At 61.2% G+C, this 14,986-nt stretch carries 14 protein-coding genes; 11 read left to right on the top strand and 3 right to left on the bottom strand.

From position 1 onward, the window contains the following. Positions 1-15: 15 nt before the first annotated feature. Together G5195_RS15535 and torT are read right to left on the bottom strand one after the other, a co-directional pair. Complete coding sequence (locus tag G5195_RS15535) at positions 16-420, bottom strand: GFA family protein (RefSeq protein ID WP_421236280.1); 405 nt, start codon at positions 418-420, stop codon at positions 16-18. Between the two features lie 37 nt (positions 421-457). Beyond that, positions 458-1,504, bottom strand: coding sequence for a TMAO reductase system periplasmic protein TorT (gene torT, locus G5195_RS15530; RefSeq protein ID WP_266134179.1), 1,047 nt, complete (start codon positions 1,502-1,504; stop codon positions 458-460). 70 nt (positions 1,505-1,574) lie between these two features. Here torT and torS point away from each other — a divergent pair, with 70 nt between their 5' ends. Beyond that, positions 1,575-4,400, top strand: a complete 2,826-nt coding sequence (torS, locus tag G5195_RS15525; RefSeq protein WP_421222383.1) for a TMAO reductase system sensor histidine kinase/response regulator TorS — start codon at positions 1,575-1,577, stop codon at positions 4,398-4,400. Between the two features lie 51 nt (positions 4,401-4,451). On the opposite strand, the gene G5195_RS15520 is transcribed toward torS, so the two are convergent. After that, positions 4,452-4,736, bottom strand: coding sequence for a hypothetical protein (locus G5195_RS15520; RefSeq protein ID WP_111899890.1), 285 nt, complete (start codon positions 4,734-4,736; stop codon positions 4,452-4,454). 324 nt (positions 4,737-5,060) lie between these two features. On the opposite strand from G5195_RS15520, the gene glyA reads away from it, so the two are divergent. The 10 genes from glyA to G5195_RS15470 all read left to right on the top strand — a co-directional run bounded on the left by glyA (position 5,061) and on the right by G5195_RS15470 (position 14,984). Then, a complete protein-coding gene (glyA, locus tag G5195_RS15515) occupies positions 5,061-6,314 on the top strand; it encodes a serine hydroxymethyltransferase (protein ID WP_005338884.1) in 1,254 nt (417 codons plus the stop codon). 150 nt (positions 6,315-6,464) lie between these two features. Continuing rightward, on the top strand, positions 6,465-6,914 hold the full coding sequence (gene nrdR / locus G5195_RS15510) for a transcriptional regulator NrdR (protein WP_005338880.1): 450 nt from the start codon (positions 6,465-6,467) through the stop codon (positions 6,912-6,914). Positions 6,915-7,011: 97 nt separating this feature from the next. Further along, entirely contained in the window at positions 7,012-8,121 is a 1,110-nt protein-coding gene (ribD, locus tag G5195_RS15505) for a bifunctional diaminohydroxyphosphoribosylaminopyrimidine deaminase/5-amino-6-(5-phosphoribosylamino)uracil reductase RibD (RefSeq protein WP_151286980.1), read from the top strand. 55 nt (positions 8,122-8,176) lie between these two features. Further along, on the top strand, positions 8,177-8,830 hold the full coding sequence (locus G5195_RS15500; protein WP_047438140.1) for a riboflavin synthase: 654 nt from the start codon (positions 8,177-8,179) through the stop codon (positions 8,828-8,830). 149 nt (positions 8,831-8,979) lie between these two features. Continuing rightward, positions 8,980-10,089 (top strand): bifunctional 3,4-dihydroxy-2-butanone-4-phosphate synthase/GTP cyclohydrolase II, encoded by a 1,110-nt coding sequence (gene ribBA / locus G5195_RS15495; protein WP_042054172.1) that lies wholly within the window; start codon positions 8,980-8,982, stop codon positions 10,087-10,089. 276 nt (positions 10,090-10,365) lie between these two features. Further along, entirely contained in the window at positions 10,366-10,836 is a 471-nt protein-coding gene (gene ribE, locus G5195_RS15490; RefSeq protein WP_005338866.1) for a 6,7-dimethyl-8-ribityllumazine synthase, read from the top strand. A 14-nt stretch (positions 10,837-10,850) separates the two neighbouring features. Then, on the top strand, positions 10,851-11,264 hold the full coding sequence (gene nusB / locus G5195_RS15485) for a transcription antitermination factor NusB (protein ID WP_005343514.1): 414 nt from the start codon (positions 10,851-10,853) through the stop codon (positions 11,262-11,264). A 57-nt stretch (positions 11,265-11,321) separates the two neighbouring features. After that, entirely contained in the window at positions 11,322-12,281 is a 960-nt protein-coding gene (thiL, locus tag G5195_RS15480) for a thiamine-phosphate kinase (protein ID WP_026034998.1), read from the top strand. Further along, complete coding sequence (locus G5195_RS15475; RefSeq protein WP_005349509.1) at positions 12,278-12,772, top strand: phosphatidylglycerophosphatase A; 495 nt, start codon at positions 12,278-12,280, stop codon at positions 12,770-12,772. The genes thiL and G5195_RS15475 overlap by 4 nt, the downstream gene beginning before the upstream one ends. A gap of 487 nt (positions 12,773-13,259) precedes the next feature. After that, entirely contained in the window at positions 13,260-14,984 is a 1,725-nt protein-coding gene (locus G5195_RS15470; RefSeq protein ID WP_100654430.1) for a dipeptide ABC transporter ATP-binding protein, read from the top strand. Positions 14,985-14,986: the final 2 nt, after the last annotated feature.

The following is a 14,986-nucleotide window of genomic DNA, read 5'->3' as shown; positions in this document are numbered from 1 at the left end:
CTGTTTGACCGGGTATCAGACCGGCGGGCGGGTATCAAATTGCGGGCAGTCGTCGCCAATCTGGTGCCAGGGCGCCTTGGAGCCGACGAAGATGTGAAATGCGGGTCGCTGGCTCGGCACATCGTCCAGTACCCCCAACCGCAGATTGATCTTGCCGCTGCTGCTCTTCTGGCTGAACAGGCTGGAGCCGCAGTGACGACAGAAGGCCTGTATGGTCTCTGCCGATTTCCTGTAGCGGCCGATGGCCTCTTCCCCCTTCACTATGGTGACCTTGTTGCCATCCAGTCCGCCGACCGAGGCGTAATCTCCCCCTGAAAACTTGCGGCATTCGCTGCAGTGGCAGTTACCCATGTAGTCGAACTGATCCGGCAGGGTCAGGGCGACGGCGCCGCACAGGCAGCTGGCATGTAACTCTTTCATCTCTTCTCCTTGAGTGTGCTAATCGGATTTGGAACGGCTATTCGACCCGATAGACGGGACGAAAAGCGCCATCCGAGAGGGAATCGGCGGGGTCGGTCAGTGGCGCAGACAGCGTCAGAATGGGTGGCCCCATCACCCGCGGACACTGCTCGGCATTGGCATCAGGGTGTTGTAGCAGGCAGACCGCCTGAGCGACCGCAAGGCGCCCCTGCAGCCGCATCTGATCGCTGTTGGCTGCCAGGATCTTGCCCCGGCGCAGGCCCCGCTGTATCCCGTGGCTGAAGTAGGTGCTCAGCACCCGTGGTCTGTCGAGATGGCGCTGCGCCAGCTCGTTGACCGCCACTTCGGCGGCGATGGCGCCCCCCACCAGATAGTCGAGGTCGGGATAGCGGGCCAGCGTCTGCTGCACCAGCGTGCGCTGGATTTCCCGGCTGTTGTCGCCGCGCTCGGTGGTGACCAGCTTGATGGCGCTCCCCTTGATGGCGTCGGCAAAGCCCGGCTCGACGAAGTTGTTGCCGCCACTCGCCTGCGGGCCGGGGAAGAGGGCAACCGAGACCGGTTTGCTGCCAGCGGGGTGACGCTGCGCCAGCCAGTGGCCGATTTGCCAGCCCATCTGGTACCAGGAGACCCCCACCTTGGCCTGCACCAGACCGCTGGGCAGATCGTTGACCAGACCAAAGAGCGGCAGCGGCGTGGCCTTGATGGCCTCGCGCAAGCCCTGATAGCTCACCGCGCCGAGCAAGATGGCGTCGCTCCCTTCCTGCACGCAGCGCTGCAACTGCTGGCGCTGCTCGGCGAGGGCTCCGTAACCCCCCGCTTCGTGGATCTGCAACTTGACTCCCAGCCGCTTCGCTTCGTCCACCATGCCCTGATTGACCGAAAGCCAGTAGGCGTCGCGCAGATGGGGGTAGAGGGCACAGAGGGTCAGCGGCTTGGTTGCGGCGGCGGGTTCCTGCCACTGCTGGTGCAGCGGCTGGCCGCTGAATTCGCCGCCGGGCCAGATATCGACCGCAAAGGCGAGGGCGGCGCGGGGAAGCATTAGCAACCAGATCAGCAACAACGGGGAGAGATAGACGCTTCGCATGGTCAGGGGTTTTGTTAAAGTGTTGGGCCATATTATCCGGTCAAAGCCGACCACAACCAAGGGACTTCCCGTGAGAATCTTTTCCGGCCTGGGTGGCAAGTTGCTGCTGGCCTTCTCCCTGATGGCGTTGTTGACCCTGAGTGCCTCCCTGCTGGGCTGGGTGGGGCTTAGCCATCTGCGCCAGCTGGAGCAAGGGGTGCAGCAGACTCTGGCCGATCAGGAGCTGGCCCGCACGCTCTCTCGTCTCAGCGGCGAGATCCAGAGCGCGTCCCGGCTGCTGGCCACCGCAACCAGCGAGCAGGAGTGGGAGCATCAGGGACGCTTGCTCACCCTGCAGGGGCAACAGCTGCAACAGGTGCTGGCGCAACTTGGTCGTGGCCAGGGTTCAACAAGCCTCGATCAGCTCAGTCAGAGCATCATCGGCAATCTGGGCCAGCAGGGCTGGCTGGTGGGTGAAAGGTTGACCCTGATGGCTCAGGGTGAAGCGCAGCGGGCCCGTCTGGTGGCGGCGGCCGGGCAGATTGCCGAGCTGGCGCGCAGTCAGATGGAGAACGCCGAAACCGTGATGGTGGCGGGATTGGGTTCCCTCTACCAACAGCAAGGTGCGCAGGCGACCCGGACGCTGGACCGCCTGCTGGAGCAGGATCTCGACTGGCTGGAGCAGATGACCGAGCTGCGTCATCGCACCCTGATGCAACAGCAGCGCATCGAGGAGATGTGGCGCAGCGAACGGCAGGAACAGTTGCAAACGCTATTGCAAGAGGGGCAGCGGGAGCTGGCCATCTTGCAACTGCGGGCCGGGGCGGTGACCGATCCGGCTCGCCGGCAGGCGATGGAGCAGGCGCTGACTGTGCTGGCGCAAAGCGACAAGCTGGTGCAACTGCGCAGTGACTGGCTCGGCAAGGGGGAGGCGCTGCGGGTGCTGGCCAATGCCAATGAGGCCCTGATGAGCAGCCTCAACCGGCAGGTCGGTGAGCTGGTCAGCCGTGCCCGCGATTCGCTGGGGCAGAGCCAGCAGGCGCTAAGCCAGCGCCTCAGGCTGCTGGAGCAGGCGCTGATGGCCATTGGCCTGCTCACGCTGCTACTACTGATGCTGCTGATGTGGCGCATGGTCTATGGCCGGATCGTCTGGCCGCTGCAACGGGCGGTGGCGGGGATGAGCCGGTTGGCGCGCGGGGATCTGGTCCCTCTTGAGCCGATCGCCAGCACCGGGCGCGATGAGTTGGCGGAGTTGGGCCGGGCCTTGCAGGTGTTTCGTGACAATGCGGTTGAGCTGGGCCGTTATCAGCGCGAGCTGGAGTCGCGGGTTGAGGAGCGCACCGGCCAGCTCAGCCACGCCAACGAGCGGCTCAATGAGGAGGTGGAGAAGCAGCGGCAGGCCCGCGCCGAGGCAGAGCAGGCCAACCGGGCCAAGTCGGTGTTTCTCGCCACCATGAGCCACGAGATCCGCACCCCCATGAACGGCATTCTGGGTGGCCTGACACTGCTGGAAGATACCCACCTGAGCGATACCCAGCAGCGCTATCTGGCCGCCATCGAACACAGTGGCGAATCCCTGCTGGAGATCCTCAACGACATTCTCGACTACTCCAAGATAGAGGCGGGCCATGTGGAGGCGCGCCGCGAACCCTTCCCCCTGTTCCAGCTGGTGGATGAGCTCAGCGCGTTGTTCCGGCCAAAGGCTGCGGCCAAGGGGGTCACCCTGGCGCTGGAATATGCGCCCGGGCTGGCGCCTGTGGTCGAGGGGGATCTGGGCAAGCTGCGGCAGGTGCTCGGCAACTTGCTCGGCAATGCGGTCAAGTTTACCGCCCGTGGCCAGATTACCCTGACTGTGGCGCCTCTTGCCTGCCAAGGCCCTTGCGCCGAGCCCTGCATCCGGTTTGTGGTGCGCGATACCGGCCCCGGCATTCCGGCCGATGAGCAGGAGGCGGTGTTCGAGGCGTTTCGCCAGCGCAAGCGCGATATAGGCCATCAGGGCGGCACCGGGTTGGGACTGGCGATCAGCCGCAAGCTGGTGGCCGCCATGGGGGGCGAGCTGATCCTTGCCAGCGAACCGGGCAAGGGGTGTGAATTCAGCTTCAGCCTGCCCTTGCAACGCTCGAGTGCCCAGCTGCCTGCCGAGGCGCAACCGCTGCACCTTGGCCAGTCCCGCGACATCCTGCTGGTGGAGGATAACGAGATCAACCGGCTGGTGGCGCACGGCATGCTGACCCGCCTCGGCCATCGCGTCACCCTGGCGGAGGATGGTCGCAGCGCGCTGGCGCTGGTGACCGAGCGCCCCTTCGAGCTGGCGCTGCTCGATATCAATCTGCCCGATATGGACGGCATGACCCTGCGCGAGGATCTGGCCGCCATCAGCGAGGAGATGCATGAGCGGCCGCTGCCCGCCATCGCCATCTCGGCCCAGATGTATCCGGAGGATATCCGCCACTGCCTTGCCGCCGGGTTTGTCGATTTTGTCGGTAAGCCGGTGCGGCTGGCTGTGCTGGCGAACGCCATAGATCAACTATTTCGGCAAGAAGGGGCCTCTATCGAGCCGCAGGTGCAATTATCTGCAGCCGTGCCCCCAACTAACCAGCCCGAGTGGGCCAATCCGGTGCTGGATGCCGATCTGCCCCTGCTCGGCATGGCGCGGATCCGCCAGCTGGTCGCGCTGTTTGAGTCGCAAGGGCGGGTGTTGGTGGATAAGTTGGCTCAGGGTGAGGGGAGTGAGCAACGTCAGCTGGCGCACAAGCTCAAGGGGAGTGCGCTGGCGCTGGGGTTGACCGAATTTGCCAGCCATTGCGCGGCCCTTGAGGCGGGAGGCGGGGAGCCTGCGACAATCGGGGCGCAATTTGAAGCGGCGGTGAGCGGGTTGCAGCAGTGGCTGACGGCCAACAGGGATGCACCGTTCTGATCCCTGCTGGCGATGTACGGCGTTTAGGGAGGGTGGCCAGCCCCTGCGCCGTTATTCGATCTCCCGAAATAGCACCTGCTTGCACTTGGCACAGACCCATTCCCGGCGAAAATCGGTCAGGTGCACCATGCCCACCTCCAGCAACTCGTGGTGGCCGCAGTGATAACAGAAGATGATGTCGCCATCGACTGATTCAGGGTGGGCCGCCAGATAGTCGGCTTTGGTGGGGAGTTGATCCCACGAGGTGGTGGGGAGATGTTTGCGTTGGCTGGTGTAGTAGACCCAGTAGAACAGAAAAAAGACAGCCAGGATCACGAATGTCAGCAGATGGTCCATCTTGAACTCCTCCGGTTAGGTGCAGCCCCTCGGATGCATGGCTGCAATCAGCTCCATCATCATTAAATTTGTTTCGAATGAATATGTTACAGGATGGATAAAGAGGGCGTTGTGATCCCCTTCGGGTTTTGCCCGCCCGCAGCGGGATGAAAAATGTGTCGTTTGGCGGAGCGGCCAGGGTATTGAACGGGGAGGGAATCTTGCTTTTTACAACATAAATTCAACATTTTTTTAGGTGGTTGGGCTGTCTCTTTGATCCAGCTCACGTTACAATGCCCGCGCCCACTTCACCTAACGCGCAAACGATTTTCAGGAGAGAAACGGATGTTGAAACGTGACATGACCATCGCCAATTATGATCCGCAATTGTGGCAGGCCATCACAGACGAAACCCGTCGTCAGGAAGAGCATATTGAGCTGATTGCGTCTGAGAACTACACCAGCCCCCGTGTCATGGAAGCCCAGGGCTCCCAGCTGACCAACAAGTACGCTGAAGGTTACCCCTCCAAGCGTTACTACGGTGGTTGCGAGTATGTGGATGTGGTCGAAACCCTGGCTATCGAGCGCGCCAAAGAGCTGTTCGGTGCCACTTACGCCAACGTGCAGCCGCACTCCGGCTCTCAGGCCAACAGCGCCGTTTACATGGCTCTGCTGCAGCCGGGCGACACCGTACTGGGCATGAACCTGGCACACGGCGGTCACCTGACCCACGGCTCTCCGGTCAACTTCTCCGGCAAGCTTTACAACATCGTGCCTTACGGTATCGATGAGTCCGGCAAGATCGACTACGACGACATGGAACGTCAGGCTGTCGAGCACAAGCCGAAGATGATGATCGGTGGCTTCTCCGCCTACTCCGGCATCGTTGACTGGGCCCGCATGCGCGAAATCGCCGACAAGGTCGGTGCCTACCTGTTCGTCGACATGGCCCACGTGGCGGGTCTGATTGCCGCTGGCGTCTACCCGAACCCGGTTCCCCACGCTCACGTGGTCACCTCCACCACCCACAAGACCCTGGCCGGTCCGCGCGGTGGTCTGATCCTCTCCGCCGCTGACGACGAGGAGCTCTACAAGAAGCTCAACTCTGCCGTCTTCCCGGGTGGTCAGGGTGGCCCGCTGATGCACGTCATCGCCGGTAAAGCCGTTGCCTTCAAAGAGGCGCTGGAGCCGGAGTTCAAGACCTATCAGGCTCAGGTCGTGAAAAACGCCAAGGCGATGGCTGCCACCTTTATCGAGCGCGGTTACAAGATCGTCTCCGGCGGTACCGACAACCATCTGATGCTGGTTGACCTGATCGGCCGCGAGCTGACCGGTAAGGATGCTGACGCTGCACTGGGCAAAGCCAACATCACAGTCAACAAGAACTCCGTGCCCAATGACCCGCGCTCCCCGTTCGTCACCTCCGGTGTGCGGATCGGTACCCCGGCCATCACCCGCCGTGGTTTCAAGGAAGCCGAGTCCATCGAGCTGACCCACTGGATCTGCGACGTACTGGACAACCACGACAACGATGCCGTGCTGGCCACCGTGCGTGAGAAGGTGCTGGATATCTGCCGCCGCTTCCCGGTTTATGGCTGATAAGCCAGACCGTTCGGTTTGAGACCAATGCCACCTGCGGGTGGCATTGTTTTTTCTGGCTTTTACCGGTTTTGGATGGCCGTGCTACACTGGCCGACCTAGATCCTGGCCCGCCGGGCCGGTCCCTGTTCCATTAACGCCGGAGGTCCGATGCATTGCCCATTCTGTAGTGCGGTTGATACCAAGGTGATCGATTCCCGTCTGGTGGCAGAAGGCCATCAGGTGCGCCGCCGTCGTGAGTGTTTGCTCTGTCACGAGCGTTTTACCACCTTCGAGATGGCCGAGCTGGTGATGCCCCGCGTCATCAAGTCCAACGGTTCCCGCGAGCCGTTCAATGAAGACAAGCTGCGCGCCGGCATCCTGCGGGCGCTGGAGAAGCGGCCGGTGAGCATGGAGGCCATCGAAAAAGCGGTCAACCATATCAAATCCCGCCTGCGTGCCACCGGCGAGCGCGAAGTCGCCTCCGAGCTGGTGGGCAATCTGGTGATGGATGAGCTCAAGAGTCTGGACAAGGTGGCCTATATCCGCTTTGCCTCCGTCTATCGCAGCTTCGAAGATATTCGCGAGTTTGGCGAAGAGATTGCCAAGCTGGAAAAGTAAACCGCCATTCTCACCCATGTTGCCGCGTCCGATTACGGTGCGCTAATCGAACCTACGATACTGCGTAAAGTCGAGATGTTTTGTCAAAGGAGCCCGGATGTTTAGTCAAGATGATTACCAATGGATGAGTCGGGCCCTCGAACTGGCCCGCCGCGGCCGCTACACCACGGCCCCCAACCCCTGCGTCGGTGCCGTGCTGGTCAAAGATGGTGTGGTGGTTGGCGAAGGGTGGCATCAGAAGGCGGGCGAGCCCCATGCCGAGGTTTACGCCCTGCGCGCCGCCGGTGACAACGCCCGTGGCGCTACCGCCTATGTAACCCTCGAACCCTGCTCCCATCACGGTCGTACTCCCCCCTGCGCCGAGGCGCTGATCAATGCTGGCGTGGCCCGGGTGGTGGCGGCCATGGTCGATCCCAATCCCCAGGTGGGCGGACGTGGCCTGCGGATGCTCTCCGAAGCGGGGATCAAGACAGATTTCGGCCTGCTGGCGAGCGAAGCCGAGGCGCTCAACCCGGGCTTTTTCAAGCGGATGCGTACCGCCTTCCCGCGGGTGACCGTCAAGCTGGGGGCCAGCCTCGATGGCCGCACCGCCATGGCGAGCGGCGAGAGCCAGTGGATCACCTCCCCGGATGCGCGCCGTGACGTGCAGCGGCTGCGGGCCCGCCACGATGCGGTGCTCTCCAGCGCCGAAACCGTGCTGGCCGATGGCGCTTCCCTGACCGTGCGCTGGGACGAGCTGCCCCCCTCGGTCAAGGCGAGCTACCCCAAAGAGACCCTGCGCCAGCCGCTGCGGGTCATCGTCGATTCGCAAAACCGCCTCACACCCGACTTGCCGCTGTTCCAGAGCGAGAGCCCGGTGCTGCTGGCTCGGCACAAGGCGTCCGGCGAGTGGCCCGAGTGGGTGCAGCAGTTGGAGCTGCCGCTGCTGGATGGCAAGCTGGATCTGGTCAGCCTCTTCATGCTGCTGGCCAAGCAGAATGTCAACTCGGTACTCATCGAGGCGGGCCCGCGGCTCTGCGGCGCTCTGCTGGAAAAAGGGCTGGTGGATGAGCTGGTGCTCTATCAGGCGCCCAAACTGATGGGTGACGAAGGGCGCGGCCTGTTCCATCTGCCGGGTCTGACCCGGCTGTTCCAGGCCCCCAAGCTCGCCATCAAGGATGTGCGCATGGTGGGGCCAGATATTCGCATTACCGCCAAAATAGCCTGATTTATCAATGTTCAAGGGGGCATAATCAGCCCCCGTCATCAGCAAGGTGATCTGCATGTTTACCGGAATTATCGAAGCGGTGGGAACCCTGGCCGAGCTGCGCCGTCAGGGCGATGACATGGCCCTCACCGTCCATGCACCGCATCTCGACTTCAGTGACGTCAAACTGGGCGACTCCATCGCCACCAACGGCGTCTGCCTCACCGTGGTGGCGCTGGGCGACAAGAGTTATACCGCCGACGTGTCGCTGGAAACCCTCTCCCGTACTGGCTTTGCCGCCGCCAGAGTGGGCGATCGGGTCAACCTCGAGAAGGCGCTGATGCCCACCTCCCGCCTCGGCGGCCATCTGGTCTCCGGCCATGTGGATGGGGTAGGGGAGGTGAAAAGCGTCTCCAGCAGCGGCCGTGCCATCGAGTACTGGATCAAGGCGCCGGGGGAACTCTCCCGCTATATCGCCGAGAAGGGCTCCATTGCGGTGGATGGCATCAGCCTCACCGTCAACGCGGTGCAGGGGGACCTTTTCCGCCTGACGATCGTGCCCCACACCGCGCAGGAGACCACTATTGCCAGCTGGAAGCCGGGTCACAAGGTCAACCTCGAGGTGGATCAGATCGCCCGTTATCTGGAGCGGCTGATGATGGGAAAAAGTCAGGAGAGCAGCGCCTCGACCCTGACCATGGAGACGCTGGCCAAGGCCGGTTTTCTCTGACGGTGTGCGCTGAGTCTGGCCACCAAAACGATTTTCTGTGATCCCGCTCTGATTGAAATGGAGCCGCTAGCCCCAATCTAGAGCAACATACACACGCATTTGCGTTGAGCCTGCGGGCTCAACCCCCAAGCACACTGATGGAGTAGCCCATGGCGCTGAGCACAACCCAGGAAATCATTGCCGATATCAAGGCTGGCAAGATGGTGATCCTGATGGATGACGAAGACAGGGAGAACGAAGGGGACCTCATCATGGCCGCCTCCTGCGTCCGTCCGGAGGATATCAACTTCATGGCCCGCTACGGCCGTGGCCTCATCTGCCTGACCCTGACCCGGGATCGCTGCAAGCAATTGGCGCTGCCGCTGATGGTGGATCGCAACAATGCCCAGTTCTCCACCGCCTTTACCGTCTCCATCGAGGCGGCAGAAGGGGTGACCACAGGTATCTCAGCCGCCGATCGCGCGGTGACCGTGCAGGCGGCTGTGGCGCCCAATGCCAAGGCGGCCGATCTGGTGCAGCCGGGCCACATCTTCCCGCTGATGGCGCAGGATGGCGGCGTGCTGACCCGTGCCGGTCACACCGAAGCGGGCTGCGATCTGGCCCGTCTGGCCGGTTTCGAGGCGGCCGCCGTCATCGTCGAGATCCTCAACGAAGATGGCACCATGGCGCGCCGTCCGGATCTGGAGGTGTTCGCCGAGCAGCATGGCATCAAGCTTGGCACCATCGCCGACCTTATCGAGTACCGCAACCAGCACGAGACCACGGTCGAGAAGGTGGCCGAATGCAAGCTGCCGACCGAGTTTGGCGAGTTCGACCTCATCACCTTCCGCGACACCATCGACAATCAGGTTCACTTCGCCCTGAAAAAGGGTGAGGTGCAGGCTGACCAGCCGACCCTGGTGCGGGTCCATCTGCACGATGTGCTGAGCGATCTGCTGCTGACCGACCGCCACGCCGCCCGCAGCTGGCCGCTGCCCAAATCCATGGCCCGCATCGCTGACGAAGGCGGGGTGCTGGTGATTTTGGGGGCGGAATCCCATGGCGCCGAGCTGCTGGCTAGGGTCAAGGGTTTTGAAGCCGCCGACAAGGGGTTGGCGCCGGAAGGAGCCAAGTGGCAAGGCACTTCTCGCCGCGTTGGTGTGGGTTCCCAGATCCTCAAGGCGCTCGGCGTGAGCAAGATGCGCCTGTTGAGCTCGCCGAAGAAGTACCATGCCCTCGGTGGTTTCGGTCTGGAAGTGGTTGAGTACGTCGGCGAGTAAAGCTCCACCAGAGAAGTACCATCCCCTTCCGGGTGGTTTCGGTTTGGAAGTGGTTGAGTACGTTGGCGAGTAACGTACTACCAGAGAAGTACCATCCCCTTCCGGGCGGTTTCGGTCTGGAAGTCGTGGAATTTACCGGCGAGTAAGCGCGCCGGACTGGTTAAATCGCGATCATGGCCGTCTATTGCGGCCATGGTTTTTGTCGTGGGTCTGTTGTGCTAGAATGTGCGCACTTTTGACTCCGGCCCTTTTGATTGCACAGATACAGGATTTCCAATGAAGGTTATCGAAGGAAATATCGCCGCTCCTGAGGCGCGCGTTGCTATTGTTGTTGCCCGTTTCAACAGCTTCATCAACGACAGTCTGGTGAACGGCGCGGTGGACGTACTGAAGCGTCAAGGTCAAGTGCAGGACAGCAACCTGACACTGGTAAAAGTGCCGGGCGCGGTTGAAATGCCATTGGTCATCAAGAAGCTGGCCAAGAGTGGTCAATACGATGCCATCGTGGCGGTCGGTACTGTCATCCGTGGCGGCACCTACCACTTCGACCTGGTGGCAAACGAGAACAGCAAGGGCATGGCCCAGGTAATGATGGAATATGAAATTCCCGTTGCCTTCGGTGTGCTGACCACTGAAAACATTGAACAAGCCATCGAGCGTGCAGGTACCAAGGCGGGTAACAAGGGTGCAGAGGCTGCACTGGCAGCGCTCGAAATGATCAACGTCCTGAAAGAACTGGACGTGTAACGAGGAGAAGTACATTGAAACCGTCTGAGCGCCGTAAAGCCCGCCATTGCGCCACCCAGGCCATCTACCAGTGGCAGATGACCAAGGCTAACGTGGGTGACATCGAAGAGCAGTTCAAGATCGATCAGGACACCAAGGGTGTAGACCTGAACTATTTCCGCGATCTGCTGTTCGGGGTAGCCCTCCACTGCAGCGAGCTGGACAAGGTGTTTGCACCTTTCCTCTCCCGTCCGCTGGAAGAAGTGGACATGGTGGACAAGGCGATCCTGCGTCTGGCGACCTACGAGCTGACCCGTCGTGATGATGTACCGCCGCGCGTGGTCATCAACGAAGCGATCGAGCTGGCCAAAGCTTTTGCTGCCGATGACAGCCACAAGTTTGTCAACGGTGTACTGGACAAGGTGATCAAATCGCTGAACAAGCGTTGATCCTGCTGTCCGTCAGCATCTAAGAGAGGAGCCAGCTTATTGCTGGCTTTTTACTGTATGGGTGAATTTGAGCTGATTGATAAGTACTTCAAGGTTCCCCACGCCCGCAAGGACGTGGTGATGGGCCCTGGAGATGACTGTGCCCTGCTGACCCTGCCCCCCGATACCCAGCTGGCGGTGAGCACCGACACTCTGGTGAGCGGCGTACACTTCTTTCCCGACATGGATCCGGTGGATCTCGGCTACAAGGCGCTGGCGGTCAATCTCTCCGATCTCGCCGCCATGGGGGCCGAGCCGCGCTGGGTGTCGCTGGCGCTGACCTTGCCTGCCATTAACGAAGGTTGGGTCGCCGGTTTTGCCGAAGGGTTCCTGGAGCTGGCCGAGTACTACAATGTGGCGCTGGTGGGCGGAGACATGACCCGCGGGCCGCTCTCCATCACCATCTCGGTGAAGGGATCGGTGCCTGCCGGTCGCGCCCTGATGCGCAGCGGTGCCAAAGCCGGTGACGGCATCTATGTGACCGGCACTCTGGGTGATGCCGCCCTGGCGCTTTCCCACCTGCTGGGCAAACGCACCCTCAACGAGAACCAGCTGGCCGCCGTGCTGCCACGGCTCGACCACCCCCACCCCCGCATTCTGGCCGGTCAGGCGCTGCGCGGGCTGGCGGGTAGTGCGCTGGATCTCTCCGACGGTCTGGCATCGGACCTCGGCCATATCCTCAAGGCCTCCGGCGTGCGGGCCCAGATCGATCTCGATCTGCTGCCGCTCTCGCCGGTGCTGCAGGATGCGGTGAGCGAGCAGGAGGCGTGGCAACTGGCGCTGGCCGGTGGCGATGACTACGAGCTCTGCTTCACCGTACCGGAGGAGCACCGCGGCGCGCTCGATACGGCGCTGGCCCACAGCGGGGTCAAGTTCAGCCGCATCGGCCGCATCGTGGCGGGCGAGCCGGGCATCGACTACCTGCGTGGCGACCAAGCGGTCGAGCTGCAACTGAAAGGGTGGGATCACTTCGCATGAGTTTGTTCAGGATAAAGCCCGAGCTGACACGACTGGATCTGAAAAATCCGCTTCATTTTTTGGCGGTGGGGTTTGGTTCCGGTCTCAGCCCCAAAGCGCCGGGCACCATGGGCACCCTGGCGGCCATTCCGCTCTACCTGCTGGTGAGCGGGCTGCCGACCCACTGGTTTATCGCCTTGCTGGCGGTGGGTTTTGTTGTGGGGATCCGTATCTGCCAGAGCGCCACCGATGCCATCGGTATGCCGGATCACGGCGCCATCGTCTGGGACGAGGTGATCGGTTTTGGCGTCACCATGATCGCCGCGCCTGCCGGCTGGGAGTGGGTGGTGGCGGGCTTCGCGCTGTTCCGGTTGTTTGATGTGCTCAAGCCCTGGCCCATCTCCTGGTTTGATCGCCGGATCCACGGTGGCCTGGGCATCATGCTGGACGATCTGATCGCCGGCCTGTTCGCCCTGTTTTGTATGCAATTACTGGCATTCTGGCTCGGTTGAGAGCCATCTTCCGGGGGATGACCGTTCTGGCATCCCCCGATTTATATCTGCTTAATTTTCATTCATCGGCATATGCTGCCGTTTATCATCCATTTCACATAAATATTCACTACTCATTCGGGGCTGGTGATTGTTTTGGAAATAGTGATAAATGCTGCTTGTTGCGTTGTTGTTGAAATTAAAGTAATGATACCAATAGATGTACGGACGCACCGGCCATTTGTGTGATGAAAATCATCATTTATCTCTGCCGAATTGGTGGTTATCTGCACAAAACATTGCGGAATTGTATAACTCAATCATTTACACCCGTGGTCAAACCGTCTAAGTTACTCGCGGGTTATTCCAAAAAAATGCAAAAAACCCGCCCGGATCGCTGGTTTCGCTGCCTCATGGATTGAGCAAATATTGCCCAAGGTAACAACCGGCATCTGCGGCTGATTTACGGACGAATTATTTGGGACGGATGTCCCCCGCAGAGGTAAACATGTCCTTGCTCGAAGTAAAGAACTTGCGGATCGAGTACCCCTCCCGCTACGGGGTGCTGGCCGCGGTAAAGGATCTCTCTTTCTCTATCGAAAAGGGTGAGATTGTCGGGGTGGTCGGTGAATCCGGCGCCGGCAAGTCCACAATCGGCAACGCCGTTATCGACCTCCTGAGCCCGCCGGGTCGCATCGCCCGTGGCGATATCTATCTCAATGGCGAGCTCATCTCCGGCAAGAGCCAGAACGAGATGCGGGCCATCCGTGGCTCCCGTATCGGGTTCATCTTCCAGGACCCCATGACCTCCCTCAACCCGCTGTTCACCGTTGAGCATCAGTTGGTGGAGACCATTCTGGCCAATACCGATCTCTCTCGCGAGGCCGCTTTTGCCAAGGCGCTGGAGCTGATGGGGGCGGTGGGTATTCCGCAGCCGGAGCTGCGCATCAAGCAGTATCCGCACCAGTTCTCCGGTGGCATGCGTCAGCGGGTGGTTATCGCCATTGCGCTCTCCTGCGATCCGGAGCTGATCATCGCCGATGAGCCGACTACGGCGCTGGACGTTTCCATTCAGGATCAGATCCTCCAGCTTATCCGCGCACTCTGCAAAGAGCGTCAGGTGGGCTGCATGCTGGTGACCCACGACATGGGGGTGGTCTCCAACGTTACCGACAAGGTGGCGGTGATGTATCGCGGCGATCTGGTGGAGTTCGGCCTGACCGAACAGGTGTTGGGCAGCCCCAATCACCCCTATACCCGCAGCCTCATCTCGGCGGTCCCCCGTTCCGATGTGAAGCTGGTGCGCTTCCCGCTGGTCTCCTATATCGAGGATGCCAGTGCGCCGGATACCAATATCGACCTCAAGACTCACTGGCTCGGCCAGAGTCAGGACGAGCGTGCCTATGAAGGGGCGCTGCTGCGGGTGGAGAACGTCGATCTGAAGTTCGTCACCAAGGACTCCATCTTCCCGAGCCGCCGCCAGTATGTGCGCGCCTGCAACAACATCAGCTTCGAGATCTTCGAGGGTGAAACCTTCGGTCTGGTGGGGGAGTCGGGCTCCGGCAAATCGACTATTGCCCGCGCCATCACAGGCCTCTATCCGCCTGATACCGGCAAGATCTTCTTCGAGGGGATCGATCTGACTGCCCTCAAGAGCGAGCGTGAGCGTCGCCCGCTGCGTCGCCAGATGCAGATGGTGTTCCAGAACCCCTATTCGTCGATGAACCCGCGCATGAAGGTGCGCGACATCATTGCCGAGCCGATCCGCTTCCATCAGCTGGCGAGCAGCGAGAGCCAGATCGAGGGGATTGTCGGCGATCTGCTGGATCATGTGGGTCTTGGCCGTGGTGCTGGCCTCAAGTATCCCCACGAGTTCTCCGGCGGTCAGCGCCAGCGTATCTCCATTGCCCGCGCACTGGCCACTCGCCCGCGCTTCCTTATCTGTGACGAGCCGACCTCGGCGCTGGATGTGTCGGTGCAGGCCCAGATCCTCAACCTGCTCAAGGATCTGCAGCAGGAGCTCAAGCTCACCATGCTGTTTATCAGCCACGATCTGCCGGTGATCCGCCAGATGTGCGACCGCATCGGGGTGATGCAGCACGGTCATCTGGTGGAGGTGGCCGAGACCGAGAAACTCTTTACCAATGCCGAGCATGAGTACAGCCGCAAGCTGATCTCCCTCATGCCGGAGTTCAAGGGAATGTCCCGCGAGGGGCTGGAAATCGCAAGCTAGGA

Origin of the sequence: Aeromonas sp. 601039, from assembly GCF_049174415.1 — a bacterium.
Classification (GTDB): domain Bacteria; phylum Pseudomonadota; class Gammaproteobacteria; order Enterobacterales; family Aeromonadaceae; genus Aeromonas; species Aeromonas veronii_A.
This window is presented reverse-complemented; position numbering and strand designations above follow the sequence as displayed.

Bases quoted from the DNA above. Each gene is read 5' to 3' on its own strand.
- G5195_RS15535 (WP_421236280.1), bottom strand. From the start codon at position 420: ATGAAAGAGTTACATGCCAGCTGCCTGTGCGGCGCCGTCGCCCTGACC.
- torT (WP_266134179.1), bottom strand. From the start codon at position 1,504: ATGCGAAGCGTCTATCTCTCCCCGTTGTTGCTGATCTGGTTGCTAATG.
- G5195_RS15520 (WP_111899890.1), bottom strand. From the start codon at position 4,736: ATGGACCATCTGCTGACATTCGTGATCCTGGCTGTCTTTTTTCTGTTC.
- glyA (WP_005338884.1), top strand. From the start codon at position 5,061: ATGTTGAAACGTGACATGACCATCGCCAATTATGATCCGCAATTGTGG.
- nrdR (WP_005338880.1), top strand. From the start codon at position 6,465: ATGCATTGCCCATTCTGTAGTGCGGTTGATACCAAGGTGATCGATTCC.
- ribD (WP_151286980.1), top strand. From the start codon at position 7,012: ATGTTTAGTCAAGATGATTACCAATGGATGAGTCGGGCCCTCGAACTG.
- G5195_RS15500 (WP_047438140.1), top strand. From the start codon at position 8,177: ATGTTTACCGGAATTATCGAAGCGGTGGGAACCCTGGCCGAGCTGCGC.
- ribBA (WP_042054172.1), top strand. From the start codon at position 8,980: ATGGCGCTGAGCACAACCCAGGAAATCATTGCCGATATCAAGGCTGGC.
- ribE (WP_005338866.1), top strand. From the start codon at position 10,366: ATGAAGGTTATCGAAGGAAATATCGCCGCTCCTGAGGCGCGCGTTGCT.
- thiL (WP_026034998.1), top strand. From the start codon at position 11,322: ATGGGTGAATTTGAGCTGATTGATAAGTACTTCAAGGTTCCCCACGCC.
- G5195_RS15475 (WP_005349509.1), top strand. From the start codon at position 12,278: ATGAGTTTGTTCAGGATAAAGCCCGAGCTGACACGACTGGATCTGAAA.
- G5195_RS15470 (WP_100654430.1), top strand. From the start codon at position 13,260: ATGTCCTTGCTCGAAGTAAAGAACTTGCGGATCGAGTACCCCTCCCGC.